The sequence below is a fragment of the Bradyrhizobium sp. WSM4872 genome (assembly GCF_055811715.1).
Genome location: NZ_JBVVPT010000005.1, coordinates 126,638 through 150,884, shown reverse-complemented (window position 1 = coordinate 150,884; position 24,247 = coordinate 126,638). Strand labels below are relative to the sequence as shown.

The 24,247-nt window shown below is 63.7% G+C and carries 21 protein-coding genes; 16 read left to right on the top strand and 5 right to left on the bottom strand.

Annotated features, from left to right (window positions below; genetic code table 11):
* Window positions 1–1,822: 1,822 nt before the first annotated feature.
* Window positions 1,823–3,232, bottom strand: coding sequence for a dihydropyrimidinase (gene hydA / locus AC0L3C_RS09675; protein WP_473407802.1), 1,410 nt, complete (start codon window positions 3,230–3,232; stop codon window positions 1,823–1,825).
* An 11-nt stretch (window positions 3,233–3,243) separates the two neighbouring features.
* Window positions 3,244–3,984, bottom strand: a complete 741-nt coding sequence (locus tag AC0L3C_RS09670; protein WP_473407801.1) for a maleate cis-trans isomerase family protein — start codon at window positions 3,982–3,984, stop codon at window positions 3,244–3,246.
* A 204-nt stretch (window positions 3,985–4,188) separates the two neighbouring features.
* Between AC0L3C_RS09670 and AC0L3C_RS09665 the strand changes: the two genes are divergently transcribed.
* Both AC0L3C_RS09665 and AC0L3C_RS09660 read left to right on the top strand, forming a co-directional pair.
* A complete protein-coding gene (locus AC0L3C_RS09665) occupies window positions 4,189–4,899 on the top strand; it encodes a GntR family transcriptional regulator (protein WP_473407800.1) in 711 nt (236 codons plus the stop codon).
* 2 nt (window positions 4,900–4,901) lie between these two features.
* Window positions 4,902–5,651 (top strand): aspartate/glutamate racemase family protein, encoded by a 750-nt coding sequence (locus AC0L3C_RS09660; protein WP_473407799.1) that lies wholly within the window; start codon window positions 4,902–4,904, stop codon window positions 5,649–5,651.
* On the opposite strand, the gene AC0L3C_RS09655 is transcribed toward AC0L3C_RS09660, so the two are convergent.
* The gene (locus AC0L3C_RS09655; RefSeq protein ID WP_473407798.1) at window positions 5,648–7,030 is read right to left on the bottom strand and encodes an amidase; all 1,383 of its coding nucleotides are present in this window, start codon (window positions 7,028–7,030) and stop codon (window positions 5,648–5,650) included. The two genes, AC0L3C_RS09660 and AC0L3C_RS09655, sit on opposite strands and share 4 nt — an antisense overlap.
* 88 nt (window positions 7,031–7,118) lie before the next feature.
* Here AC0L3C_RS09655 and AC0L3C_RS09650 point away from each other — a divergent pair, with 88 nt between their 5' ends.
* From AC0L3C_RS09650 to AC0L3C_RS09635, 4 genes are read left to right on the top strand one after another with little or no spacing between them, the layout of a single operon-like run.
* Window positions 7,119–8,213 (top strand): ABC transporter ATP-binding protein, encoded by a 1,095-nt coding sequence (locus AC0L3C_RS09650; RefSeq protein WP_473278168.1) that lies wholly within the window; start codon window positions 7,119–7,121, stop codon window positions 8,211–8,213.
* Window positions 8,214–8,242: 29 nt separating this feature from the next.
* Window positions 8,243–9,289, top strand: a complete 1,047-nt coding sequence (locus AC0L3C_RS09645; protein WP_473278167.1) for an ABC transporter substrate-binding protein — start codon at window positions 8,243–8,245, stop codon at window positions 9,287–9,289.
* A gap of 19 nt (window positions 9,290–9,308) precedes the next feature.
* Complete coding sequence (locus AC0L3C_RS09640; RefSeq protein WP_473407797.1) at window positions 9,309–10,175, top strand: ABC transporter permease; 867 nt, start codon at window positions 9,309–9,311, stop codon at window positions 10,173–10,175.
* Complete coding sequence (locus AC0L3C_RS09635) at window positions 10,172–10,987, top strand: ABC transporter permease (protein ID WP_473258026.1); 816 nt, start codon at window positions 10,172–10,174, stop codon at window positions 10,985–10,987. The genes AC0L3C_RS09640 and AC0L3C_RS09635 overlap by 4 nt, the downstream gene beginning before the upstream one ends.
* Here AC0L3C_RS09635 and AC0L3C_RS09630 read toward each other — a convergent pair whose 3' ends face one another.
* Window positions 10,988–11,323, bottom strand: coding sequence for a hydroxyisourate hydrolase (locus AC0L3C_RS09630; RefSeq protein ID WP_473258030.1), 336 nt, complete (start codon window positions 11,321–11,323; stop codon window positions 10,988–10,990).
* 26 nt (window positions 11,324–11,349) lie between these two features.
* Between AC0L3C_RS09630 and AC0L3C_RS09625 the strand changes: the two genes are divergently transcribed.
* On the top strand, window positions 11,350–12,546 hold the full coding sequence (locus AC0L3C_RS09625; RefSeq protein WP_473407796.1) for an MFS transporter: 1,197 nt from the start codon (window positions 11,350–11,352) through the stop codon (window positions 12,544–12,546).
* Window positions 12,527–13,894, top strand: a complete 1,368-nt coding sequence (locus tag AC0L3C_RS09620) for an amidase (protein WP_473407795.1) — start codon at window positions 12,527–12,529, stop codon at window positions 13,892–13,894. The genes AC0L3C_RS09625 and AC0L3C_RS09620 overlap by 20 nt, the downstream gene beginning before the upstream one ends.
* 33 nt (window positions 13,895–13,927) lie before the next feature.
* On the opposite strand, the gene AC0L3C_RS09615 is transcribed toward AC0L3C_RS09620, so the two are convergent.
* A complete protein-coding gene (locus AC0L3C_RS09615; RefSeq protein WP_473258040.1) occupies window positions 13,928–14,884 on the bottom strand; it encodes a MurR/RpiR family transcriptional regulator in 957 nt (318 codons plus the stop codon).
* A 240-nt stretch (window positions 14,885–15,124) separates the two neighbouring features.
* Between AC0L3C_RS09615 and AC0L3C_RS09610 the strand changes: the two genes are divergently transcribed.
* From AC0L3C_RS09610 to AC0L3C_RS09575, 8 genes are all read left to right on the top strand, one after another.
* Window positions 15,125–16,666 (top strand): ABC transporter substrate-binding protein, encoded by a 1,542-nt coding sequence (locus tag AC0L3C_RS09610; protein WP_473407794.1) that lies wholly within the window; start codon window positions 15,125–15,127, stop codon window positions 16,664–16,666.
* Between the two features lie 79 nt (window positions 16,667–16,745).
* Window positions 16,746–17,690, top strand: a complete 945-nt coding sequence (locus AC0L3C_RS09605) for an ABC transporter permease (RefSeq protein ID WP_007608695.1) — start codon at window positions 16,746–16,748, stop codon at window positions 17,688–17,690.
* Entirely contained in the window at window positions 17,687–18,547 is an 861-nt protein-coding gene (locus tag AC0L3C_RS09600; protein ID WP_473278160.1) for an ABC transporter permease, read from the top strand. The genes AC0L3C_RS09605 and AC0L3C_RS09600 overlap by 4 nt, the downstream gene beginning before the upstream one ends.
* Before the next feature lie 3 nt (window positions 18,548–18,550).
* Entirely contained in the window at window positions 18,551–19,525 is a 975-nt protein-coding gene (locus AC0L3C_RS09595) for an ABC transporter ATP-binding protein (RefSeq protein ID WP_473258054.1), read from the top strand.
* A complete protein-coding gene (locus AC0L3C_RS09590; protein WP_473407793.1) occupies window positions 19,522–20,487 on the top strand; it encodes an ABC transporter ATP-binding protein in 966 nt (321 codons plus the stop codon). The genes AC0L3C_RS09595 and AC0L3C_RS09590 overlap by 4 nt, the downstream gene beginning before the upstream one ends.
* Window positions 20,488–20,827: 340 nt before the next feature.
* Window positions 20,828–22,078: an ABC transporter substrate-binding protein gene (locus AC0L3C_RS09585; RefSeq protein ID WP_473407792.1), complete on the top strand. Its 1,251-nt coding sequence runs from the start codon at window positions 20,828–20,830 to the stop codon at window positions 22,076–22,078.
* A gap of 130 nt (window positions 22,079–22,208) precedes the next feature.
* The gene (locus AC0L3C_RS09580) at window positions 22,209–23,036 is read left to right on the top strand and encodes an AraC family transcriptional regulator (protein ID WP_027569321.1); all 828 of its coding nucleotides are present in this window, start codon (window positions 22,209–22,211) and stop codon (window positions 23,034–23,036) included.
* A gap of 200 nt (window positions 23,037–23,236) precedes the next feature.
* Entirely contained in the window at window positions 23,237–24,247 is a 1,011-nt protein-coding gene (locus tag AC0L3C_RS09575; RefSeq protein WP_473407791.1) for a branched-chain amino acid ABC transporter permease, read from the top strand.

The window sequence follows — 24,247 nt, the reverse complement described above, 5'->3', positions numbered from 1 at the left end:
GTTGGCCGTGACAGGATTTTCCCGGTGCATACGTCGTGCACACGACAGCTTTTAACCGGTTGAAACAATTGAACTCTCGGTCCAATCCATCAGCAAGTTTGAGCTAGCTCCAGCAATGGATATCCGACTGGAGCCAATCAAAGGAAACGTTCGTCCACCCCCTTGCCCGCCGTACGTTCAAATCGTGGAGCTACCGCCGCTTCGACCGCGAACGGCTTGGACTTTGCGCGCCGCGCTAGATCTGGCCTACGGTTTGAGTGGACAAGCAGTGGGCGGAAGGGGTGTCTGGTCAACCTTCTTGAAGTTGCTCCACTTTTTCGAGCTCCGCGCGAGCAATCTACGGTCCTATCCACGGCGAGTTTCGCAGCCTCACGGCCGTAGTTTTCGGCCATCTCGCAGCGCGCCAGCCCCGGCGGACACCCTGCTCTCCTCCCCCAGCCCCCGACACAGTCGCTCCATGCGTGCAAGTTTGTCGATGTCGTGCTGATGGCGCCCTGCAGGCGATCAGACTCCGGATTGCGGCCACCCGTCAAGGAGCGTCCTTATTCGCAAGGGACTTCCTTTTTAATTCCGCGAAGGAAATGCCATTCCCAGTCGTCTGCGGCGTTGACCATCGGCAGCCTGGTTCTGCGTAGGGAAATGCTGAGCCCAATCGTCCGGGAAGTATACGTTCCTTTCAAGTGTAAATGGGCGCGTTGCCGTAGCTAAGACCTCCATCACTTCGGAGCGCCGCAAGAGAATACCCAGATCATGACGATCTCCCAATCCTGCAGAGATCGCATGAACGAGGTAGGTCGCGTTTTCCGGTTGGGGGTAAAGATTAGCGAAGAGAAGGAGACTCTCCAGCTTCTCCGCCACGTCGCCCGCAGAGACGGACCTATTTTTGCTTCCGACCATTGAAAGAAGCTCTTCGATCCTCTCGTTAAGTCCTTCCGTTTCGTATTCAAGAGGATCGCCTCTGACTATCCTCACCTGTCGCCTGGCTAGTGGCTCAAGATGGAAGCTCCTGATAGCTCGTCGACCGACATCGGTAATCAAAGCCCATAAAGCACTCTGATGCGTGGGGACAGGCCTGCACATTGCAAAACTGCAGTTCACAAGCTCAACCGACAGCTTGGCTGAGCGTTACCAGAAAATGCGCCAGGTTGATTATCCATTTGTTCTCACGGTGCGCATTATACGGTGACGTCATTTGCAACCGATTTGCGGATTAAGTGTTCTGGAATATGGAGAGAATGAGCCAGCAAGGTATTTTTGTTCTTCATCGAGCTTTCAAATGGGATCGCGCCGCTCGTGGCGGCACGTTGCCGAAAGATGACCGAAACGTTGGGCGATGGTCAGGTGCGTGATGACGGCATCACGTAGCGTGGCATCGATTGGTCTGGTCCGGCATGCGAACTCAAACCCTCTCGGAGACATCCGCGCCGCTGACGCCAATGAGCGTTCAGAACACCGCTAGCATTGGTTGTTGCTGGATTTTCTTTGATCTCCCGGTGCACACACCGTGCACATGGGCGCCACGGAAAAGCTATAGTGATGCGATTTCAACGACTTACCTTATCGCCTCAATAGGAACGTGCGCATTCTAACCTAGCCGAAATTGCACACGTTTGTACCCGTTTTGAGCTCTCGGTGCACACGTCGGGCCCTAGGGAGTGGAGCTGGTGCGTCCAAGTCCGTCGCAAGAACCGCTATGTGTCAGAGACTTTCCGCCGTCGCAAGGACTGTGACGATTGATATGACCGGCATGATCTGTGGACTTGAGACGGTCATCGCCGCCGCGCACGGCCGGCACAGTTGCGCAGCAACGTGTTGAGCCCGATCAGATCAGGCTCGACCTGCCGCGGCTGAGAACGTCGCCGGCGCCTTTGTCGCCCACGATCCTGCCGTGCTCGTACACCACCCGGCCACGGGCGATCGTCGTTACCGGCCATCCCGTGACGTCGAACCCTTCCCATGGCGTGTAGTCCGAGCCGTGATGCAGATCCGCCTGCCGAATCGGTTTCTTCAATTTGGGGTCCCACAGCACGATATCCGCATCGAAGCCGATGCCGATCGAGCCCTTGCGCGGATAGAGGCCGTAGATGCGTGCATGGTTGGTCGCGGTCAGCTCGACGAATTTTTGCAGGCTGATCCGTCCCTTCGACACGCCTTCCGAGAACAGGATCGGCAGCCGGGTCTCGACGCCGGGAATGCCGTTGGGCACCCAGCGGAAGGAGGTGCGGCCGTTCGGCGTCAGCTTGCCCTTGGGATCGTCGTAGCGGAACGGGCAGTGATCGGACGAGAAGGTCTGGAACACACCCGTGGTGATGCCTTCCCAGATCGCCTGCTGGCTTTCCGCGTCCCGCGGTGGCGGCGAGCAGACGTATTTCGCGCCTGACATGTCCATGTTCAGGCTCTTCATGTCGTCGGCCGTCAGCGTGATGTATTGCGGGCAGGTCTCGGCATGAACGGGCAATCCGCGCTGCTGGGCCCAGCGCACCTGCTCCATCGCCTCACGGCCGGAGACATGCACGATCATGATGGGAACGCCGATCACCTCGGCATGACTGATGGCGCGATGCGTGGCTTCACGCTCGACGGCCTGCGGCCGCGACGCGCCATGGAAATATGGGGCGATATGCCCCTCTCGCTCGAGTTTTGAGGTGAGAAAACGGATGGCGTCGTAACCCTCGCAATGGACCATCACCAGCGCTTCTTCGCGGCGCGCGACCTCGAAGACCTCGAGCAGCTGCTTGTCGCTCAGCACGAGGTCGTCATAGGTCATGAATACCTTGAACGAGGTGTAGCCGTCCTTGACCAGCGCCGGCAGCTCCTGCCCGAGCACGACCGCGGTCGGATCGGAGATGATGAGATGGAACGCGGTGTCGATATAGCACTCGCCTTTGGCGAGCTTGCGGTAGTTCTCGACGCACGCCCGCAGCGAGGTCCCCTTCTCCTGCAGCGCAAAGGGCAGCACCATGGTGTTGCCGCCGGCGGCTGCCGAACGGGTCGCTGAGGCGAAGTCGTCGGCCATCACCACGTCGGGGCCGGAGGCCTGCGAGATGTGGACGTGGCTGTCGATCCCGCCTGGCAGGGCCAGCAGCCCGGTCGCATCGATCTCGCGGGCAGCACCCTCCAGATGATCCGCAATGCTGACGATGCGGCCGTCGCGAATGCCGATATCGGCGCGGAACTCGTCGCTGGCCGTCACGATGGTGCCGCCGCGAATAGCGAGATCGAGCTGCGTCACAGGAGTCTCCGTCACTTGATGACCGTCGATGTCTGGAAGATCCGCCCCCAATCGGCAAGAGCCCCGGTGTCGCCGCCCGCGAGCTCCAGGGTTCGCCACAGCGTGACCGCGACCGAATCGAGCACCGCGACATTCAATTCCCGTTCGAGCGAGGCCGTCAGCGCGGCGCCTTCGAGGTTGGTGCAGAGGATGACGACAGCATCGGCGCCGTCAGCCGCCACTGCGCGGATCATGTCCGCGATCGTCGCGGGCGCGACCTCGCCGAAGGAGAAATTGTCGCGCAGTCCGAGGTGCCGCTCCGCATGCGGGGCGATCCCCTCCTCGGCCCAGACGTCACCGATCCGCCGCTGCACGTCATCGGTATAGGGCGAGACCAGGCCGACATGTTTGGCGCCGAGCGCACGCGCGGCATCGATGCAGGCAAACGTTGACGTTGTCGCGGGCACGCCTGTGCGCAACGTGATTGCCTCGCAAAGGCTCCGGTCTCGACCGATGCCGAGCCAGCTTGCGGACGTACCGTTCCAGGCGATGGCATCGACCTTCGCATCGGCGAGCAGGTCCGCCGCGGGCAGCATCACCGAGGCGTCGAACTGGTTCAGCGCGGCAGCGTCGAGTGCGATCTCGGTGACGCGAAAGCGCGAGAAGTGCGCGGTGACGCCGTCAACGCCATCCAGCATGGCACTGGTGACAGGCTCCAGCACCGAATTGGAGGACGGCGTGATCATGCCGAGGCGTTTGCGTACAATTGGCATCGATCGCAGTCGCTCCGTTGCGGCGAAAGCGCTCCTCCGCTTCCTCAAAGATCATCCGCGTCCGCATCCGTCCGCGCAACCCGCAATCTGCATGCTGCATACAATTTATTCGATATGCATTTGTTTTTAGCCACATACGTCTCCTATTTGGGCACCTCACATGAAGGAAATTGGCTACGATCGCACGTCAGCAGGAAGGCCGGCGTGCCGCAAAAATCCGAACCGAACCCGGGCCGAAAGTCGCCCAAACTCAAGCGGATGGGCCTGCACGAGCGCGCCGCCGCGCGGATGCGGACGATGATCATTCGCGGCGAGCTGCCGCCGGGATCGCAGACCCGGGAAACCAGACTGTCGAAGGAGCTCGGAGTGTCGCGCACGCCGCTGCGCGAGGCGATGAAGGTGCTGGCAGCCGAAGGATTGATCGAGCTGCGCCCCAACCGCAGCCCGCGCATTGCCGACATCGCGGTCGACGGCATCTCGGAATTGTTCGAGGCGCTGGCCGGCATCGAGCGGCTGGCCGCCGAGCTCGCCGCGGAGCGCGCCACCGAGCGCGATCTCGCCCGCCTGCGTACGCTTCAGACCCGCATGGAGGGTCATCATCGCAACGGCAAGCTCGACGAGTACTTCGCCATCAATGGCGAGATCCACAACACCATCGTCCGCATGGCGCGCAACACGCCGTTGCGGGAAGCGCACGAGACGCTGATCTCCCGCGCCGAGCGCGCGCGCTATCTCGCGCTCGGCGCCGACCGCCGCTGGAGCAATTCGGTCGACGAGCACGCCGATATCCTGGCGGCGCTCGAGGCGCGCGACAGCGAAGCAGCCGGTCGCCTGCTCGGCGCCCATGTCCACCGCACCGGCACGGCGCTGCTCGAAGTCATCGCGGCCTCTCAAGCCAAGCAGACGGCGGCGTAATCATGAAGCTGCTGCTGCTCAACCCGAACACCAGCACCGCAGTCACGCAGCTGATGACGGGAGTCGCTCAGCGCGCGGCCGCGCCCGGCACCGAGCTGATCCCCTGCACCGCCATCCGCGGCGTGCCCTACATCTCGACGCGCACCGAGGCACAGATCGGCGGCGCCATTGCGCTGGAGATGCTGGCCGAGCAGCACCGCAAGGCCGACGCCGCGATCATCGCCGCCTTTGGCGACCCCGGCCTGTTCGCCGCACGCGAAACCTTCGACATCCCCGTGGTCGGCATGGCGGAAGCGGCGATGCTGACGGCCTGCATGGCTGGGCGCCGCTTCGCCATCGTCACCTTCGCCCAAGCGCTTGGCCCCTGGTACGAGGAATGCGTCCGTGCTCACGGGCTGTGGGAGCGCTGCGCCGGCATTCGCATGCTCGACGCGCCGTTCCAGGCGATCTCCGACGTCGGCACCGAGAAGGAGGATGTGCTGGTCGATCTCGCCCGGCGCGCGATCGTGGAGGACGACGCCGACGTGCTGATCTTTGCGGGCGCGCCGCTCTCGGGCCTGGCCGAGCGCGTCGCCGACCGGATCCCCGTCCCCGTCGTCGATCAAGTCATCGCCTCGGTGAAGCAGGCCGAGGCGCTGGTGGCGCTGCGCCTGCGCAAGGCGACCGCAGGCACGTTCCGCCGGCCCGCTGCCAAACCCACCCTTGGTCTTGCCGATGCGCTCGCCGCCCGGCTCGAGCATCGCGACAGCTAGAGGAGTTTTGGCCGGCGATGCAAAAAACCCAGCTCGTTCTCGATGGCACGGCCGAAGCCAAACAGGCGGGATTCGCATCCCGGTGGTGCGATGATCTGGATGCCGAACGGCAGCTCGCTCTCCCCTCGCGGCGCCGGCAGCGTCAGCACCGGGAAGCCGACCAGCGACACGATGAAGGTGACGGCGAGATAATCGATCGGCGTCTCCAGCGCAGCGCCATCGATCGCGGCGACGTCGCTGATTTCATTGGGCCAGGGCAAAACGGACGCCGCCGGCGCCACCAGGAAATCGGTGTGGCTGAACAGCTCGCGAAAGCTGCGGTAGATGCCGGTGCGGCACCGCTCGGCGTTGAGATAGTCCTCCGCGGAGAGCTTTGCGCCCGCCTCGATATTCCAGATCACGGCGGGCGTGAGCTCGGCGCGGCGCGCCTTCAGCAGCTCTCCATAGCTGTTGGCGATGTGCGCGCCGCGCAGCGTCCGAAATGTCTCGATCGCACCGCCGCAATAGGGCGCGGACGGTACCACATCGGCAACGACCGCGAGTGCCTCGCAGGCCGCGGCGAACCGCGCACGGACATCGCGCGCCACGGGCGCGACACCGAAATCGGGCGTCACTGCGATCCGGGGACGGATTACAACCGGCCGCTCGTCATTGACGACGCCCATCGAGAGCGGGTCGTGCGCATCGCCCCCCGCACAGACCGACAGCGCCAGTTCGAGATCGTCGACGCCGCGGGCCAGAAAACCTTGGGTGGCGAGCATGTCCCAGCCGAGCGGGCGGCGCGGCGACGGAATCCGGCCGGGCGTCGGCCGGATCGAGGCGACATCACAAAAACTTGCGGGGGTGCGCACGGAGCCGCCGAAATCGGTGCCATGGGCCAGCGGCACCATGCCGGCCGCGACCGCAACCGCGGAGCCGCCGGAGGATCCGCCCGAGGTCAGCGCGGGATTGAAGGGATTGCGGGTCGGCCCACGCAATTTGTTGGTGCAGACCGCGCCGAAGCCGAATTCGGGCGTGTTGGTCTTTCCCAGAATGATCGCGCCGGCGCGCCGCAGCCGCGCGACCACGAGATCGTCTTCGGCCGGAACGTGATCGCGAAACAGAGCCGATCCGTACGTGGTCGCGAGTCCCGCGGTGTCAGTGAGGTCCTTGATCCCTATTGGCACGCCATGCAGCGCGCCGATCGGCGCGGGCGCGGCGTCGCAGACATCAGCGGCACGGCGGGCCCCCTCCGCATCGACAGTCACGAATGCCGCCAATTGCACGTCACTGTGCGCAATCCGCGCCAGATGCGCCTCGACGACCTCACGCGAGGACAGCTGGCCCTTCGCGATGGCGCGCGCGAGGATCGTGGCGGTGAGATCGCAGATCGATGTCATCGCCCCACCATGCCAAACCTCGAATCGAAAAGCGACCAGCCCGGGCACGAGACTTGCTTTCTTCCTCGGGAGAACGGGAGGCAACATCATGGCTGAAGCGCAAGGCGGCCGATCGCTCGTCGTCGACGCCGTCACCCACCGCTATCCGAGCGGCGCGCTCGCGGTCGAGAACATCAATCTCGACATCAAAGGGGGCGAGATCATCGCCCTGCTCGGCCCCTCCGGCTGCGGCAAGACAACGCTGCTGCGCATCATCGCCGGCTTCATCGCGCAGACGCAAGGGCGGATCATCATCGGCGACGACATCGTCGACGCGCTGCCGCCGAACCGTCGCGCGGTCGGCATCGTGTTCCAGAACTACGCACTATTCCCCCATCTCAGCATCAGCGAGAACGTCGCTTACGGGCTTGCCGCGCGCGGCATCGACAAGGCGACCCGCCAACGCGAAGCGCAGCGCCTGCTGGATTTGGTGCAGCTGCCGACCATGTCGGAACGGTTGCCACGGCAGCTCTCCGGCGGCCAGCAGCAGCGCGTGGCGCTCGCTCGCGCGCTGGCGATCAAGCCGTCGATCCTGCTGCTCGACGAGCCCTTTGCCGCGCTCGACAAGAATTTGCGGCTGGACATGCAGATCGAGGTCAAGCGGCTGCAACGCGTCTCCGGCATCACCACGCTGATCGTGACCCATGACCAGGAAGAGGCGCTGTCGATGGCCGATCGCGTCGCCGTGCTGAGCCACGGCAAGCTCGAGCAGTTCGGATCGCCATCGGACGTCTATGACCGGCCGCAGACGCTGTTCGTCAACACGTTTGTCGGAGCCAGCAACCGCATGACTGGCGTCGTCGTCTCGGCGGATCGGACGGCAGCAAAAGTCCGTCTCGATGCCGGCGCGGAAATTATCGCGCGCCCCGCCGGCGGCGCTCTCACCGAAGGCGGCCGCGTCACCGTGTGCATCCGCCCCGAGCATCTGCAATTCGTCGGTGACGAGACCGGCTTTGCCGGCGTAGTCGGCATGTCGCTGCCGTTAGGAGCCACCGTGGTCCACGAGGTCAGGACCGCCGACGGCTCCGGCGTCAAGATTTCCCAGGCGCGCATCGGCGAGACGCGCACGCTGGAGAGCGGCGCCGCGGTACGCCTTGCCCCGCTCGCCCCATCGCTCGCCAACGCTTTTCCAGCAACGCTTTAGATCCAGTCTCTGTCCAGAGGGAGTTCGACATGATTATGAACCGCCGAAGCCTGATGACGACCGCACTCACACTCGGCGCCATGAAGGCGTTTCCCGGCCTTAGCTTTGCTCAAGCCCGCCCGCTGGTGTTTGCGACCTTTACCGGAAGCTGGGAGGAGGCGCACAAGGCCGTGCTGGTCCCGGCCTTTCGCAAGGCCAACGCGGACGCCGCGATGGTGCTCGACCCCATGCTCTCTGTCGACCAGATCGCCAAGGTGAACGCCGCCAAGGCCAATCCGCCGATCGACGTCATGCTGCATGATCCCGGCCCAGCCCTGGTCGCGATCGGCCAGGATCTCGTCGAGCCATACCCCGTCGAGAAGAGCGCCTATTACAAGGACCTGATCGCCGAGGCCCAGGAGCCGATGGGCCCTGCCCCCTTCTTTCAGGTCGTCGGCCTCACCTACAATCCGGAAGCCGTCAAGACGCCGCCGACCTCCTGGGCCGATCTGTGGAAGCCCGAGTTCAAAGGCCGCGTCGGCATCACCAACCTCAACTCGACGCTCGGCACCGGCTGGCTGGTCGAGATCGCCAAGATGCGCGGCGGCTCGGAGGCCAATGTCGATCCCGGCTTCAAGGCGATCGAGGAGCTGAAGCCCAACCTCGCCGCGGTGGCCGCCAATCCCGGCGCGCTCGCCACCCTGTTCCAGCAGGGCCAGATCGACATCTCGCCCGGCAATTTCAACGCCATCCAGATCCTGAAGGCGCGCGGCGTGCCGGTCGAGTTCGTGGCGCCGAAGGAAGGTGCCATTGCCTTCAAGACCACGATCCACATCGTCAAGAACTCGCCCAACCGCGAGCTCGCCTTCAAGCTGATCGAGGCGTCGTTGACGCCGGAAGTGCAGACCACGCTGATGAATCCGCCCTACTTGATCGTGCCGACCAATTCCAAGGTGACGATGGGCGGCGAGATTGCCCGCGTGCTCGCCAAGGACACCGCCGAGCTGAAGCAGAAATTCGTGTTCCAGGACTGGAAGAAGATCAACGAGCAGCGCTCGGCCTGGATCGAGCGTTTCAATCGCGAGATCAAGATCTAAGAGCTTTAGGGACCTGACGATGGGCGCAGCACCGGCACCACGGGACGTGACCTCCTACGGGATGGGATTGGCAGTGCCGCTGGCGCTGTTCTTCCTGGTCTTCTTCGTGGCTCCGCTGCTGCAACTGCTCTGGCTCTCGCTCCACAACGACACGGCCGCGCTTCATTGGGGGCTCGGCCAATATTTGCACTTCCTCACCGACCCCTTCAGCCTCAGCGTGCTCGGCTCGACGCTGCTGCTGGGGGCGGAGGTGACGGCCGTCTGCCTCGTGCTCGGCTTTCCCATCGCATGGCTCTACCAGCGGGTCGGGGCGCGGCTTCAGACCATCATCATCCTGATCGTGCTGCTACCGCTTTTGACCAGCGTCGTGGTCCGGACCTTCGCGTGGATCGTCATTCTCGGCCGCCAGGGCATCATCAACGCGACGCTGCAATCCCTCGGCATCATCGATACGCCGTTGAAGCTGCTCTACACCCAGTTCGGCGTGGTGCTCGCGCTGGCGCAGGTGCAGATGCCGCTGATGACGTTGCCCCTGATCACCGCGCTCGGCCGCATCGATTCCAATCTCGACGACGCCTCCTGCTCGCTCGGCGCCGGAAGCTGGCGCACCTTCTTCAAGATCGTGCTGCCGCTGTCGCTGCCCGGCGTGATCGCCGGATGCACGCTGACCTATGCCGCCGCGATCACGGCCTTCATCACCCATTCGCTGATCGGCGGCGGGCAGATGTTGTTCATGCCGATGTATCTCTACCAGCAGGCTTCGACGCTGCAGAACTGGCCGTTTGCCTCCGCAATCTCGATCATCTTTTTGCTCGCCGTGCTCGCGGTCGTCTCGCTCTTCACCACGCTCGGCCGCCTGTCGCGCGGCTACGGAGGCGCATCATGAGCGGGCGCAAACGTACCCTGGAGGCGTTCAGCTTCGAGCTGGTCATGACCGTGGTCGCCGTGATCGCGCTGATCGTCATCATCGCGCCGTCGCTGGTGGTGCTGATCGTCTCCTTCACCAGCGGCTTCTCTCTGCGTTTCCCGCCGCCGGGCTATTCGCTGCGCTGGTATGCCGAATTGTGGAACGCCTGGCAGCTGCACTTCGCCGCCAAGAACAGCCTCATTGTGGCGCTGTGGGCGACGGGCCTGTCCGTCGTGCTCGGCGTTGCCGCCGCGCTCGCGATCTCGCGCTCGCCGACGCTCTCGGCGCGGCTGCTCGATTCCCTGTTCATGTCGCCGCTGGTGCTGCCGGCGCTGGCCTTCGGCCTTGCCGCATTGATGCTGTTCTCGCTGGTGGGACTTCCGGTGTCGCCGCTGACATTGGTGATCGGCCACACCGTGGTCTGCGTGCCCTATGTCGTGCGCAACACGATTGCGGCGCTTGCCCAGCTGGAGCCGACCCTGCTGGAAAGTTCGGCCGTGCTGGGCGCCAGCCGCATCTACACGTTCCGCCGCATCGTGCTGCCGCTGATCCGGCCGGGCATCATCGCGGGCGCCTTCATCGCCTTCATGTCGTCGTTCGACAATGTGCCGGTGTCGCTGTTCCTGCGCGACGCCGCCACTGACATGCTGCCGATCCGGATGTGGCAGGACCTCGAGGGCAAGCTCGACGTCACCATCGCCGCGCTCTCGGGCGTGCTGATCATTGCGACGGTCGCGCTGGTCGCGATCATGGAGCGCGTCACGGGATTGTCGAGGCGGCTGACCAACTGATCAGGCGCCGCGGAACAGCGAGTAGCCCCAGCGCGTGAATTTCAGCGGCAGATGAAAATGCTCGTCGACAGCCTTGATGCGGAAACGGAACGGCGTCACCGTGAGAAAACCGTCGCGCTCGCCAAAGAACTCGCCGAGATGAAACAGGACCTCGTACTCGCCTGCCGTCACGCCCGCGCCCTCGGAAATGGGATGATCGAGCACGCCATTCGCGCCGAGCCTGCCGTCGGCGACGCGCGAGGAGTCCGGATCGATCCGCCAGATCTCGACGCGCAGGCCCTGCGCCGGGCGTCCGCTCGCCACATCGACCGCATGAATGGAAATGCCGCCTGCCACAATGTTCCTCCAATGAACGCAGCGCCATGCTAGACGCAAACACGGCCGTTCGGCCAGCGCCCGCATTGTTGCCGGCGCTTGGCGCCATGACCTCGCTTCAGGCGCTGGTGGCGCTGGCTCTGTTCGCGCCGGGCGTGGTGGCACCGCGCGCCCATATCGAGGTCTGGCAACTCTCGATATTCTCCTGCGCCGTGTTCGCGGTCGGCATTCCCGCCTCGTTCTGGGGCGGCGGGTTCATCGCTCGCCTCGGGTCGCTGCGGATCGCGAGCCTCTGCGCGGCGGTGATCGTCGCCAGCATGGCGCTGGCTTCGCTCGGCTCGACGGCGGCCCTGTTCGCAGCCGGCCTCTGTCTTGGCCTCGCCTTCGGACCGGAGACGCCCGCAAGCGCGGCGCTGCTGGCGCGGCTCGTGACGGCCGAGCGGCGCGCATTCGTGTTCTCGGTTCGCCAGACCGGAAACCAGATCGGCGCCATCTGCGGCTCGCTGGTTCTGCCCGCGATCGCAATCTCGCTTGGACCCGCCTGGTGCTATGCCGCCGTGGGCGCGTGTGCGCTGCTGGCGATGGCGTGGTTCGAGCGCCTGCGTCCGGCGTACGCCGCCAAGGTCATTCCACAGCCGGAGCTTGGCCTTCGCATGCGGCTGGCACTGGTGACCGCGGACCGGCGCATCGCAATGCTGGCGCTGGCCTCGATGCCGTTCAGCGCGATGCAGGTGTCGCTCAATACGGTCTTCGTCACGCTCGGCACCCGCGAGCTCGGCCTCAGCCATGTCGAGGCCGGCATGGCGCTTGCTTGCGCCCAAGCCGGCGGCCTGATCGGCCGGCTCGGCTGGGGCCTCGTCGCAACGCGCCTCAATGCCGCGCGCGGAGTTCTCGTCGTCATCGGCCTCGGCATGACTTTCTGCGCCGCGCTGCTGAGTCTCGATGGCGCATCGCTCGGACGGACCGGCCAGTTCGCGATTGCAGCTCTGTTCGGCCTGACGGCATCGGGCTGGAACGGTGTCTTCGTGGCCGAGATCGCACGTCTCGCTCCGCAGGAGAGGATTGGCGAGACCACCGGCGCGGTGCTGACAGCATCCTATGCCGGCCTCTTGGCAGCACCTGCGCTGGTGTCGCTCCTGGACGGCGCAGCCAGTCTTGGTGCCGCCTTCTTCGCCTTGGCGTGCCTCGCCCTCTGCGGCACATTGGCACTGATCTGGGGAGGCCATGACAAAGGGAAGAAGTAGCGCGTGCGAGATTGCGGCCGACGTCTCCGCCGGACGAACGAGTGCGGTCGAGACCGCCAAGGCCGCGCTTGCGCGCATCGAGGCCGCCAAGGTGCTGAACGCAGTGGTGACGACCGCTCCCGCGCGTACGCTTGCCGACGCCGCAGCGGTCGATGATCGCCTGCGCGCCGGCGTGACGATGCCGCTCGCCGGCGTCCCCGTCGTCATCAAGGACAACATCTGGGTCGGCGACTGGCGTGTGACACAGGGCACGCGCCTGTTCGCCGAATTCGTCGCGCCGCGGGATGCGATTGCGATCGAGCGGCTGCGCAAGGCCGGCGCCGTCGTCGTCGGCATCGCTGCAACGTCGGAATTCGCCTGCAAGGGCGTGACCACCTCGCCGCTGTATGGGCCAACGCGGCATCCGCTCGATCTCACGTTGACGCCCGGTGGCTCGTCGGGCGGCCCTGCCGCCGCGGTTGCGGCCGGCCTCGTGCCGCTAGCGATCGGCACCGATGCGGGCGGCTCGAGCCGCAGGCCGCCGGCTCATGTCGGCGTCGCCGGGTTCAAACCGTCCTATGGCGCGATCCCCTATGGGCCCGGCTTCGCCGAACCGTTCTTCAGCCTCTCCGTCATCGCGCCGATCGCCACTGACATTGCCGATATCGCGCTAGCGTTCGAGGCCATGGCCGGCGTCGATCCGCGCGACCCGGATTCAGCGGGCATCGCTCAAGAGGCCAAAAACATCGCCGGTCTGCGCATCGCGTTTTCGCCGCGCCTGGGGCTCGACGTCGCCGTCGATGATGTTGTCGCTGACGGGCTCGTTTTCGCCATCGCGCGTCTCTCCGCCGCAGGCCTCGGCATCGCGCAGCGCGATCCCGTCTGGCCGGCGGGCGCTACGGAAGAGGCCATCATGCCGCTTCAGCACGCCGGCCTCGCCGCACTCTATCGAGACGCCTTCCGCGAGGATCCGACCGTCTTCGATCCTGACATCGCCAGACAGATCGAGCGAGGACTGACGTGGTCGGGCGCCGATGTTGCCGGTGCGCTGCTGGCAAGCGCCGCGATCGCCAATGCTTTCGCGGCATTCTTCGCCGAGGTCGATCTGCTGTTGGCGCCGACCGTCCCCTGTGTCGCCTGGCCATTCACCCAGCTCGGACCCGAGACGATCGGTGGCCGCGCGGCGAGCCCGCGCGCGCACGCGGTGTTCACGCCCTTTGTCAATCATGCCCGCCTGCCGGCGATTTCGATACCGTGCGGAACGGATCGGCGCGGACTTCCATTCGGCCTTCAGGTCATCGCCGCGCGCGGACAAGACCGCACGCTGCTTGAAGCAGCGCAAGAGATCGAGGCCATGTTGCGAACGTAGTCCCGAGAGGCGCGCGGTGCGTTAATTGCCCGCTCAGTCTCCCAGCGGCCCTTTGGCGTCCCCGCCGCTCCCCTTCAGCAACTCGTATTTGATCCGCCGCATGCGTGCCTGGGCTTCGAGCGGCTTGCAATAGGCAGTTGACGCTGCGAGCAGGTCGATGGTGGCGAGAAATGCATAGCGCGACGCCGTCGGCTTGAGCGCGTCGGGCGCTTCGGGCACGTGTACGCCAAGCGCAATATCGGCGATCGAGGCCAGCCTGCTTTGCGGCTTGGTAATTGCGACGACCAAGGCGCCGTATTGCTTGGCGATACTGGCTGCTTCGATCACCTCGTTCGCTGCACCGGTGGTCGAGATGGCAACGACGACATCATCCCGTCCGAAGGTCGCGGCAATCATGCGCATCAAGCTCGGATCGGAGGCATGCGAGACGGCAATCCCAAGACGAAAAAACCGGTTCTGAACCTCCGCCGCCGCAAGAGTGGAACCGCCCCCTACCCCGAACGCTGCAAGCTTCGAACAGCGGGAGATAGCTTCGGCGGCCCTCTCGATGTCCTCCTTGCGAAGTCCTTCCTCGGCAGCGGCGATCGCACGACGAATTTCCTGAAACACCGACCGCCAGAGTGCGGGGCGCGCCAGATCGGTTCCGACATGCGGGGGAAGCTCAACGTAAATCCGCCCGACCGCCATTGCTTGAGCCAGCCTCACCTTGAGGTCGCGGACGCCCCGGCAACCAACGGAGCGACTGAACCGAGTTACCGTCGGCTCGCTGACGCGCGCCCGAAGAGCCAACTCGGAATTGCTGGCGTGAACGGCAAACTCCATATCGGCCAGCAGCACCGTGGCAACGCGTTGCTCGGACGGGCTGAGGCTTGGAGCGCTCTGCCTGATGAGGGAGATGATGTCGCCGGCCACGACATTGTCGTCGCCGGGCGGCTTCGAGACTGCTGCACCAACGGCTCTCGCCGGGTGATTTCGCTTTGCACGCGCCATTGCCCGCCCTTCCCCAGGTCAGATCAACCTGCGCCCTTGGCAAGAAGCTGCCGTAAGAAACCTTCAGTATCGACCAAACGTATATCGCCATGCCTCATCAAGAATAGCATTTTTCGCTTGATAATCGTCGAATTGTGTATGTAACTTTCAAACAAGCAATAGCGTGCCATCGGCCCAACAGCTGAAAGGCACATCCCCTGCACCGGGAAGCAGGCGGTCCAACAAGGCGGGAGGGCGATCATGAGATACGGTCCAAGTGTCTTGATGCGTAGCGTCGTGGGGCTGGCCACCGCGTCGTTCTTGATTGCGCAGGCCAATGCCGCCACCCTGCTGCGCGAAGCCACAATCGGAGAACCGCCGCCGCTCGATGTCATGCTGACGACAGCCGACGTCGCATCGGTCATCGGCCGCCACATCTTCGAGACCCTGTATGCCCTGGACTCGACCTACACGCCGCGTCCGATGCTGGCCGAGAGCGATCGCACGGAAGACGGCGGTCGGACCATCGTCATCAAGCTCCGCGAAAGTGTCCTCTTCCACAACGGCAAGGAGATGACCGCCAAGGACGTGGTCGCCTCGATGACGCGATGGGGCAGTTTCGGTGCGCGCGGCAAGCTCCTGATGGCGGCGACTACGTCGGTCGAGGCGACCGGAAAGTACGAAGTCACGCTGAAATTATCCGCGCCGAATGGCGCCTGGAAGGCTCTCATTGCGGACGTAAATGGGGGTCTTGCGATCTATCCGGAAGACATTGCCGCCAAAGCGGGAAACCGGCCGATCGAGCAAAAGGACTATATCGGCACCGGGCCTTACAAGTTCGTGGAGTGGCGGCCGAACCGCTATGTCGAGGTGGAGAGGTTCGAGGGCTACAAGCCGGTGAAGGAAAAGGGCGACGGTTTCGCCGGCGCCCGCGTTGCAAGCTTCGACAAGATCCGGTTCATTCCGGTGCCTGACGTCGGCACGCGCGTGAGCGGCGTGCAGGCGGGTGACTACGACTACGCGGAAATGATCTCCGGCGATCTGTACGAGTCCCTGAGCAAAGATCCATCGGTTCAGGTGCAGCGTACCAACGCGCCGATCTTCGGCCTTTTCTTCATGAACTCGAAGCAAGGAATCCTGAAGGACAATTACAAGCTCCGCCGCGCCATCCAGGCCGCGCTGGACAAGTCGCAGGCGCTGCGCGTCGCCTTCGGTCCCAAGGACCTGTGGAATGCCGAGGGATCGATCTTTCCCAACGGCACACCCTGGTACTCAACCGAAGGCGTCTCCAATTACAGTGCGCACGATCCGAAGAAGGCCAAGGAGCTCGCAAAGGAGGCGGACTACACGGGGACGCCGATCCGCCTGCTGGTCTCGACGAACTATCAGGCACACTATGACGAGGCCTCCGTCTTCACCCGCCAGCTGGCCGATGCCGGCATCAATGTTCAGATGATGGTCGTCGATTGGGCGACCCTTCTGAAGATGCGGGGCCAGCCGGAACAGTGGGACATCTTTGTCACCCACCATTCCTTCGCACCTGATCCGTTGCTGCTCACGTTCCTCAATGCGAGCTATCCCGGCTGGTGGGACAGCCCCGAGATCGGCTCGCTTAGGACTGAGTTGATCAACACGACCGATCCAGCCGCGCGCAGGTCGACATGGGACAAGATCCAGTCGCTGATCTACGAGCAGGTACCCGTGATGAAAGTAGGCGATGCCTACACCTATGACATTGCTTCTCCCAAGCTCAAGGGGCTCAACCCAAACGGTCCCGTGTTCTGGAATGTGTCCACGAGGTAAGGACAGGCAATGAGGCCGCGAAGACTGTCGAGCGCCGGCGCCGGCGCGCATCGCTGCCGCTGATCAGGCGCTCAATCACATGTGGTCTTACGCATTCAAGCGCGCAGGAACGACGGCGGTGACGCTGCTGGCAGCGTCCATCATCATCTTCGCGTTCATCCATATCGTGCCGGGTGACCCGATTTACGTTCTGCTCGGTGATACCGCGACTCCCGACCAGATCGACGCCTTGCGACACCAACTCGGTCTCGACCAACCGATCATCCTGCAATATCTCACTTGGGCCGGCCATGTTCTCGAGGGCGACCTCGGGCGGTCGATCTTCTTCCAGGCGCCCGTGCTGTCGGTGATTGCCGATGGCGCCGAGACCAGCACCTTACTCGCCACCATGACGATGATCTGGGTTGCGGTCATCGGGGTGCCGATCGGCATGATTGCGGCGGTCCGGCACGGCACGTGGCTCGATCAGGGATTGTCCGGTGGGGCGATGCTGATGGCCTCGATACCCACGTTCTGGGTCGGGCTCTATCTGATCCTGATCTTTGCCGCCTGGCTCGGCTGGTTTCCGAGCTCCGGTTATCCATCGATCTTCGAAGGCGGTGTCGTCAATCTCCGCTATCTCGTTCTCCCCAGCCTGGCGCTTGCGGCTCCGAATGCCGCTTTGATCCTGCGGTTGACGCGCGCCAGCATGCTCGACGTCTCCCGCGAGGACTACGTGCGCACGGCGCGTGCAAAGGGAATCCGGCCGTGGCAGGTCGTGCGCCGCCACATCTGGCGCAATGCACTCCTGGCGGTCGTCTCGGCATTTGGCTTCACCTTCGCTGCGCTGCTGTCCGAAGCGGTGGTGACCGAAACCGTGTTTGCCCTGCCCGGCATCGGCCGGCTCGTCGTTCAGTCGATCCTTCGCCGAGACTACCCTGTGATCCAGGGCGTCATCCTGGTCATCGTGGTGGTTTATCTCCTGATCAATTTGATCGTCGATCTGAGCTATCGTCTGCTCGATCCGCGGGTTGAACTTCAATGAGCAGCAACAGCGTGATCTTGTGGCTCAAGCCGTTCATCGCCCGCCCGATCGCGCTGGCCGGACTCGGGGTCCTTCTGGCGACCGTGCTCGCCGCGGTCTTCGCACCCTGGCTGTCGCCTTACGATCCGTATGCCATCGATCCCCTGATCCGCCTGACGCCCCCGAACGTGACCCACTGGTTCGGCACCGACCAATTCGGCCGGGATACCCTGTCGCGTACCATTCATTCAGCACGCATGGCACTTCTGATCGGTTCGGGCGTGGTCGTCTTCGCTCTCGCGACCGGCGTTCCGGCCGGCGTACTTTCCGCTCTGTTCCCGCGGCTGGGTCACCTGCTGATGCGCATGGTCGACGTGCTGATGGCCTTTCCGACTCTGCTTCTCGCACTTGGCCTGATTGTCATCTTGAGCCCGAGTGTGGCCACCGTCATTCTGGCCATCGGGATCGGCTACATGACGACGACCACCCGCATCGTCTACGGACTGACACTGCGCTTGCGCGCGGAAACCTATGTCGAGGCGTCCCGCAGCATGGGCGCCGGAGCGGCATGGCTCATCAGTCGGCACATCTTGCCGAACCTCGTCTCGCCACTTCTCGTGCAGGCCAGCTTCGTCTTCGCGTTCGCGCAGCTCGGCGCGGCTTCACTCGATTTCCTGGGCCTCGGCGCCCCGCCGGACATTCCGAGCTGGGGCAATATGCTGGCGGAATCACGGACCTTCATCACCCGCGCTCCGTGGCTGCTGTTCTTCCCGGGCATGATGATCGTGGCGACGGCATTTTCTCTGAACTTGGTCGGCGATGCATTGCGCGATCGACTCGATCCGCGGTTCCGTCAAGTCTTCGGTGAGAAGGGTTAGGCCGTGCTGACAGTTTGCGACCTTACGGTGTCAGTGGGGCCGGAAACCGCGCCGGTCGACATCGTCGCGGGCGTGTCCTTCGGCTTGGCCAAGGGCGAGATCCTCGGCCTCGTCGGCGAGTCCGGTTGTGGAAAGAGCATGACCTCGCTTGCGGTCATGGGATTGCTGCCGCAGCCCGGTCCCCGGGTCCGGGCCGGGCGGGTCCTGTTAGAGGGCTGCGACGTAACGCAGCTGCAGCCCTGGCAACGTGTCGAAGCCGGCCACGGCCGCATGGCAATGATCTTTCAGGAGCCGATGACCTCACTCAACCCTGTACGTCGGATCGGCGATCAGATCGCGGAAGCCGTGCGCGTACATGAGGGGATTTCGGGCGCAGCGGCGCTCATCCGTGCCCGCGAACTGCTCGAGCTGGTGCGTATGCCGGACCCCAAAATGCAGCTGTCCGCGTACCCGCATCAGTTGTCCGGAGGACAACGCCAGCGGGTCATGATCGCGATTGCGCTGGCCTGCAGGCCACAGGTGCTGGTCGCCGATGAACCGACCACCGCGCTGGATGTCACCATACAGGTTCAGATTCTCGGGCTCTTGCGCGAGCTCTGCAATCGGTTGGATATGGCGATATTGTTCATCACCCATGACATGGGAGTCATTGCGCAGCTCGCCGATCGCGTCGCCGTCATGTATGCCGGCCGGATCGTGGAAACCGCTGCAGTCGATGCGCTGTTCGGCGCACCGCGTCACCATTACACCCGCGGACTGATGGATTGCATGCCGTCGCGAAATTCCGGCGCGCGCCGGCTGCCAACCATTTCCGGTCAGCCGCCGCTGCCAGGTTCGGTCGCTGCTGGCTGCGTGTTTGCCTTGCGTTGCGCAGCGGTACGCGATGAGTGCCGCGTGGCGACCCCGCCTCGCCTGGAGGCCTCCCAAGGGCACGCGGTGCTTTGTGCGTTTCCGCTGGCCGGCGGGGAGCTGCCATGAGCTGCAATGCCATCCTCGACGTCCGGGACATGATGGTCTCGTTTAGTGCCACGCGAGCCGGTCGGAAATACCGGGTGCAGGCGGTGGACGGTGTATCGCTGTCGTTGGCCGAAGGCGAGGTCCTCGGGATTGTCGGCGAGTCCGGCTGCGGCAAGACCACGCTGGGCCGCACCCTCGTCGGACTGGTCCAGCCCGACGGCGGCAACATCAAATTGAAGGGAACCGAAATGATCGGAGCCGGCGGCTCCGGCGTCCGCGAGATGCGCCTCAGCGTCCGAATGGTTTTCCAGGATCCCAACGCATCCCTCAACCCACGACGTGCAATTGGAGATTCGGTGGCGGAGGCGGCCGACATCAGCGGCTTCTTCAAGAGCCGCGCCGAGCGCAGCGCGGCCATAGCTGCCACCTTGACGGCCGTCGGGTTGAACCCGTCTTTCGCCGCTCGCTATCCCTACGAGCTGAGTGGCGGGCAGCGGCAGCGGGTCGGAATCGCACGCGCCATTCTTCCCACCCCGTCCATCATCGTCGCCGACGAGCCGGTCTCGGCCCTCGACGTTTCGGTGCAGGCGCAGGTGCTCAATCTGATGATGGATCTGCGTGACCAGTTGAGACTGTCGATGCTCTTCATCTCGCACGACCTTGGCGTGATCGGACAAATCAGCAGCCGCGTTGCTGTCATGTATATGGGCCGGATCGTGGAGCAGGCCGGGACTCGGACGGTGCTGGACCATCCGCTCCACCCCTATACGCGCGCATTGGTGGCAGCAATTCCGAAGCCGGATCCATCGAAGCGGATCCTGGGCGCGATCGAAATGGGTGAACCGCCAAGTCTCTTCACGCGACCGCGCGGCTGTGCATATGCGCCCCGCTGTCCAATGGCCAGCGATCGCTGCCTCGTCGAAGTGCCACAACTTCGATCTGCCGGTGCGGACGGTAGGACAATCGCCTGCCACAACGCATAACCAGCGAGTGCCGCGCGCGGCGAAATCATGCAACGCCTACGAATTATTTCTCCTCTTTTCGAGCGATCCCATTGACGCGGCGGCAGTCCGCGACCGCCAGGCGGCAGGCGCATGCAAATTCAGGAAGCCGGACGCCTGTTGCAACGCGATGTTAATCGCGACGCAACATTCAAAATGAGACTGCCCGTTAAGCCGCGTACGGCTCCGGCACGTGCGCTGCATGCGAGTTCGGTTAGCCTCCATTTCAAGAACCGTTGGCCTTGCCCGAACGCCGCACCGCGCAGCGGACGCGTCAGGGCGCGGTGAAAAACAGCGACAAGAGCGCCCAGGGAGGAGAGCAATGTTGAAAGGCAGTCTAGGACTGATCGCGTTGAGCAGCCTGTTACTTTCGGGCACCGCCTTCGCACAGGAGAAGATCAAGGTCGGCGTCACCGCGACGCTCGAAGGCACCTACACCGTGCTCGGCGAGGACGGCATCCGCGGCTTCCAGACGGCCCTCAACGTGCTCGGCAAGAAGGTCGGCGACAAGGAACTCGAATTTGTCATCGCCTCGACCGACGCAACACCGGACTCCGCCGTACGAGCCGTGCGCAAGCTGATCGAACAGGACAAGGTGCAGATCCTGCTGTCACCGCTGTCCGGAGACGAAGGCATCGCGGTCAAAAATTTTGCAAAGACCCATCCCGAACTGACCTTCATCAACGCCGCATCGGGTGCCCAGGAAACGACCTATGTCGATCCCGCTCCGAACTTTTTCCGCTACAACATGGACGGCGCGCAGTGGCAGGTGGGCCTCGGCAAATACGCTTATGACCAAAAGAAGTATCGCAAGATCGCGACCGTCGGCGAAGACTACTCGTTCATCTATACGCAGGTGTTCGGCCTCGTGCTCGAGTTCTGCGGTGCCGGCGGACAGGTCACCAACCGGCAATGGGTGCCGCTCGGCACCAAGGACTTCGCCTCGGTTATCGCCGCACTGCCCGACGACGTCGACGCAGTCTATCTCGGCCTCGGCGGCGCCGACGCCGTCAACTTCCTGAATCAGTACCAGCAGGCCGGCGGCAAGGCGCATCTGATGGGCGGCTCGATCATGATCGACCAGACCATCCTGTCGTCCAAGGGAAACGCCAAGAATGCCCTGATCGGCACGCTGGCCGCGAGCGGCCAGGCCGACACCTGGGAGAACCCGAGTTGGCAGAAGTTCGTGAAGGACTATCAGGACGCCTTCCCGCCCAACAAGCGCTTCCCGAGCCCATCTCTGCTCGCTACCAACTACTATGGCTCGACCATGGCGCTGATCCTGGCGCTGCGTCAGGTCAATGGAGATCTCTCCAACAATCAAGCCAAGTACAAGGAGGCCCTTGCCAAGATCGAACTCGACGCACCCAATGGAAAGATCAAGCTGGACTCCAACCGCCAAGCGATCGGCACTAACTTCGTTACCGAGGTTGTCGACGATGGCAAGGGCGCGCTGTTCTCAAAGGTTGTGAACGTAATCCCGAACGTCAACCAAACGCTGGGCTACGATCCCGCGGTGTTCGCCAAAATCGGTTTGCCGAGCCGCACAGTACCGGAATGTAAGAAATACTGACCTAGTCTCGTTCGCGAACGATGACCGGCCGGGGAGAGATTTGCCAGAAGCGCGACACGTGCGCCCTTGCATTCTCTCCCCGGTTGTTGAACGCTAGCAAAAAACACCAAGAGCTTTTGGGAGGAGAGGCATGAGCCGGGCGCTCGCCGTCTTCCACGGCCGCTTTGGTCGGGCGACGGTCTATCAGTTGAACCGCCCTTTCAACATTCACGCACATCGCGAAGGTCATTTGATCTTCCATGTCGGCGGGCGTTCCGCATGCATCGATGTCAGCGATGGACGCTACGAGCTCACCGAAGGTTCCGTCGTCGCGGTCAATCCGTGGGAGCCGCATAATTTCCTGCCGTCCGATCTCGAAGGCGGCGCCGTTTTCTTCGTGCTCTACGTCAATGCGGAGTGGTTTGCGCCCGATGCGCCCGGCGCCGACCGCCTGCGCTTCGGCCGCACCCAGTTCACGCGGTCCGTTGCGCTGGACAAGCATATCAGGCACGCAGCCGCCCTCGTGTGCGGCGCTCCCTCGCTCAACAGCCTCGATGGCGAGCTGAGAAGCCTGATCGACATCTGTTACGACGAAAGCTGGCAACAGGCGGCGACCGCGCGCGATCCGCGCGCAAACGGTTCCGTCACGGATTTTCGTGTGCGCAAGTGCATCAAGATGATGTCGGAGAGTCCTGGCGCCGAGATCGAGCTCGACACCATCGCGCGCGAATCCGGCCTGTCCCGGCCGCATTTCTACCGGCTCTTCCGCACCCAGACCGGCGTCACGCCACACCTCTATCTCAACACGCTGATGATGGAGCAGGCGCTGGAGGCGCTGGTAGCAAGCGAAGCGCCGATCGCCGATATCGGCTTCGATCTCGGTTTCTCGTCGCAGAGCGGATTCACCCGCTTCTTCGCCGCCAATGTCGGCATGGCGCCGACCGATTATCGCCGTGCGGCCAAGGTTTTGCGCGCCTGAGGCCACGCGAAAAGATACTCACGATCAAGCGCCTCCCTTACAGCCGCATTAGGATGCGACAAACGCGGTCCCGAAACGAGGATCGCGCTCGATAGGGAGCGCACGTTCATGGCAGGGCTTGCGGCCGGCAACGGTCTGCGTGCCCCTCCGCCCCGCTTGCTGGGTGAGAGATGGGGTGACGTGAAGACGGAGCGGCGATCATGACCCGCTTTGTCGAACGCCATCCCGCCTGGGCACTGATCGTCATCATCGTGATCGCGGTAGCACTCTGGCTGATTTTCGCGGTGTGGCCGCAGGGCGTCGAAGATGCGTTCGGCCGCAAGCGGGTCTTCCTCAACGCGCTCTTCAACGGCATCACGCTCGGCGGCCTCTATTTCCTCGTTGCCAGCGGCTTTACGCTAATCTTCGGCCTGATGCGCAACGTCAACCTCGCGCACGGCTCGCTCTATTTGTTCGGCGGCTATGTCGGCTATGCCATCAGCGCCGCGACCGGCTCATGGATCCTCAGCTTCATCGTCGCTTTCATCCTGACGGCACTGGTCGGCGTCCTGCTCCAGGTCCTCGTCTTCCGCCGCATGGAGGGCCAGGACCTGCGCCAGACCATGGTGACGATCGGTCTCTCGATCGTGTTCGCCGATTTGATGCTCTGGGCCTGCGGCGGCGATTTCTATCAGATCCAGACTCCGAACTGGCTGATCGGACCTGTCGAGCTGCCGCTGGTCACGGCGGTCAAATCCTCAGGCGAGCCGGTCTATCTCCGCTATCCCATGGTCCGGCTCGTGATCTTCGCCGCCTCCGTCGTGATCGGCGTGGCGATGTGGCTGGCGCTCAACCGCACGCGGATCGGCATGATCATCCGCGCCGGCGTCGACGATCGCGACATCCTGGCTGCGACCGGGGTACGGATCCAACTCGTTTTCGTGGTGGTGTTTGCGCTCGGCGCCGGCCTCGCCGGAATCGCCGGCGTCGTTGGCGGAACGTTCCAGTCGCTCTCGCCCGGCGAGGATATCCGCTTCCTGCTCGCCTCCCTCGTCGTCGTGATCGTCGGTGGGATGGGCTCGATTCCTGGGGCTGCGCTGGGCGCGCTCATCATTGGCCTCGCCGAACAGCTCGGCTCGGTCTACATTCCGACCTACGCCATCGTCGTAACCTTCCTGATCATGGTTCTGGTGCTGGCAATTCGGCCGCAGGGCCTGTTGGCGAGGCGCTGA

Bases quoted from the DNA above. Each gene is read 5' to 3' on its own strand.
- AC0L3C_RS09670 (WP_473407801.1), bottom strand. From the start codon at position 3,984: ATGCCAATTGTACGCAAACGCCTCGGCATGATCACGCCGTCCTCCAAT.
- AC0L3C_RS09660 (WP_473407799.1), top strand. From the start codon at position 4,902: ATGAAGCTGCTGCTGCTCAACCCGAACACCAGCACCGCAGTCACGCAG.
- AC0L3C_RS09655 (WP_473407798.1), bottom strand. From the start codon at position 7,030: ATGACATCGATCTGCGATCTCACCGCCACGATCCTCGCGCGCGCCATC.
- AC0L3C_RS09650 (WP_473278168.1), top strand. From the start codon at position 7,119: ATGGCTGAAGCGCAAGGCGGCCGATCGCTCGTCGTCGACGCCGTCACC.
- AC0L3C_RS09645 (WP_473278167.1), top strand. From the start codon at position 8,243: ATGATTATGAACCGCCGAAGCCTGATGACGACCGCACTCACACTCGGC.
- AC0L3C_RS09640 (WP_473407797.1), top strand. From the start codon at position 9,309: ATGGGCGCAGCACCGGCACCACGGGACGTGACCTCCTACGGGATGGGA.
- AC0L3C_RS09635 (WP_473258026.1), top strand. From the start codon at position 10,172: ATGAGCGGGCGCAAACGTACCCTGGAGGCGTTCAGCTTCGAGCTGGTC.
- AC0L3C_RS09625 (WP_473407796.1), top strand. From the start codon at position 11,350: ATGCTAGACGCAAACACGGCCGTTCGGCCAGCGCCCGCATTGTTGCCG.
- AC0L3C_RS09620 (WP_473407795.1), top strand. From the start codon at position 12,527: ATGACAAAGGGAAGAAGTAGCGCGTGCGAGATTGCGGCCGACGTCTCC.
- AC0L3C_RS09615 (WP_473258040.1), bottom strand. From the start codon at position 14,884: ATGGCGCGTGCAAAGCGAAATCACCCGGCGAGAGCCGTTGGTGCAGCA.
- AC0L3C_RS09610 (WP_473407794.1), top strand. From the start codon at position 15,125: ATGAGATACGGTCCAAGTGTCTTGATGCGTAGCGTCGTGGGGCTGGCC.
- AC0L3C_RS09605 (WP_007608695.1), top strand. From the start codon at position 16,746: ATGTGGTCTTACGCATTCAAGCGCGCAGGAACGACGGCGGTGACGCTG.
- AC0L3C_RS09600 (WP_473278160.1), top strand. From the start codon at position 17,687: ATGAGCAGCAACAGCGTGATCTTGTGGCTCAAGCCGTTCATCGCCCGC.
- AC0L3C_RS09590 (WP_473407793.1), top strand. From the start codon at position 19,522: ATGAGCTGCAATGCCATCCTCGACGTCCGGGACATGATGGTCTCGTTT.
- AC0L3C_RS09585 (WP_473407792.1), top strand. From the start codon at position 20,828: ATGTTGAAAGGCAGTCTAGGACTGATCGCGTTGAGCAGCCTGTTACTT.
- AC0L3C_RS09580 (WP_027569321.1), top strand. From the start codon at position 22,209: ATGAGCCGGGCGCTCGCCGTCTTCCACGGCCGCTTTGGTCGGGCGACG.
- AC0L3C_RS09575 (WP_473407791.1), top strand. From the start codon at position 23,237: ATGACCCGCTTTGTCGAACGCCATCCCGCCTGGGCACTGATCGTCATC.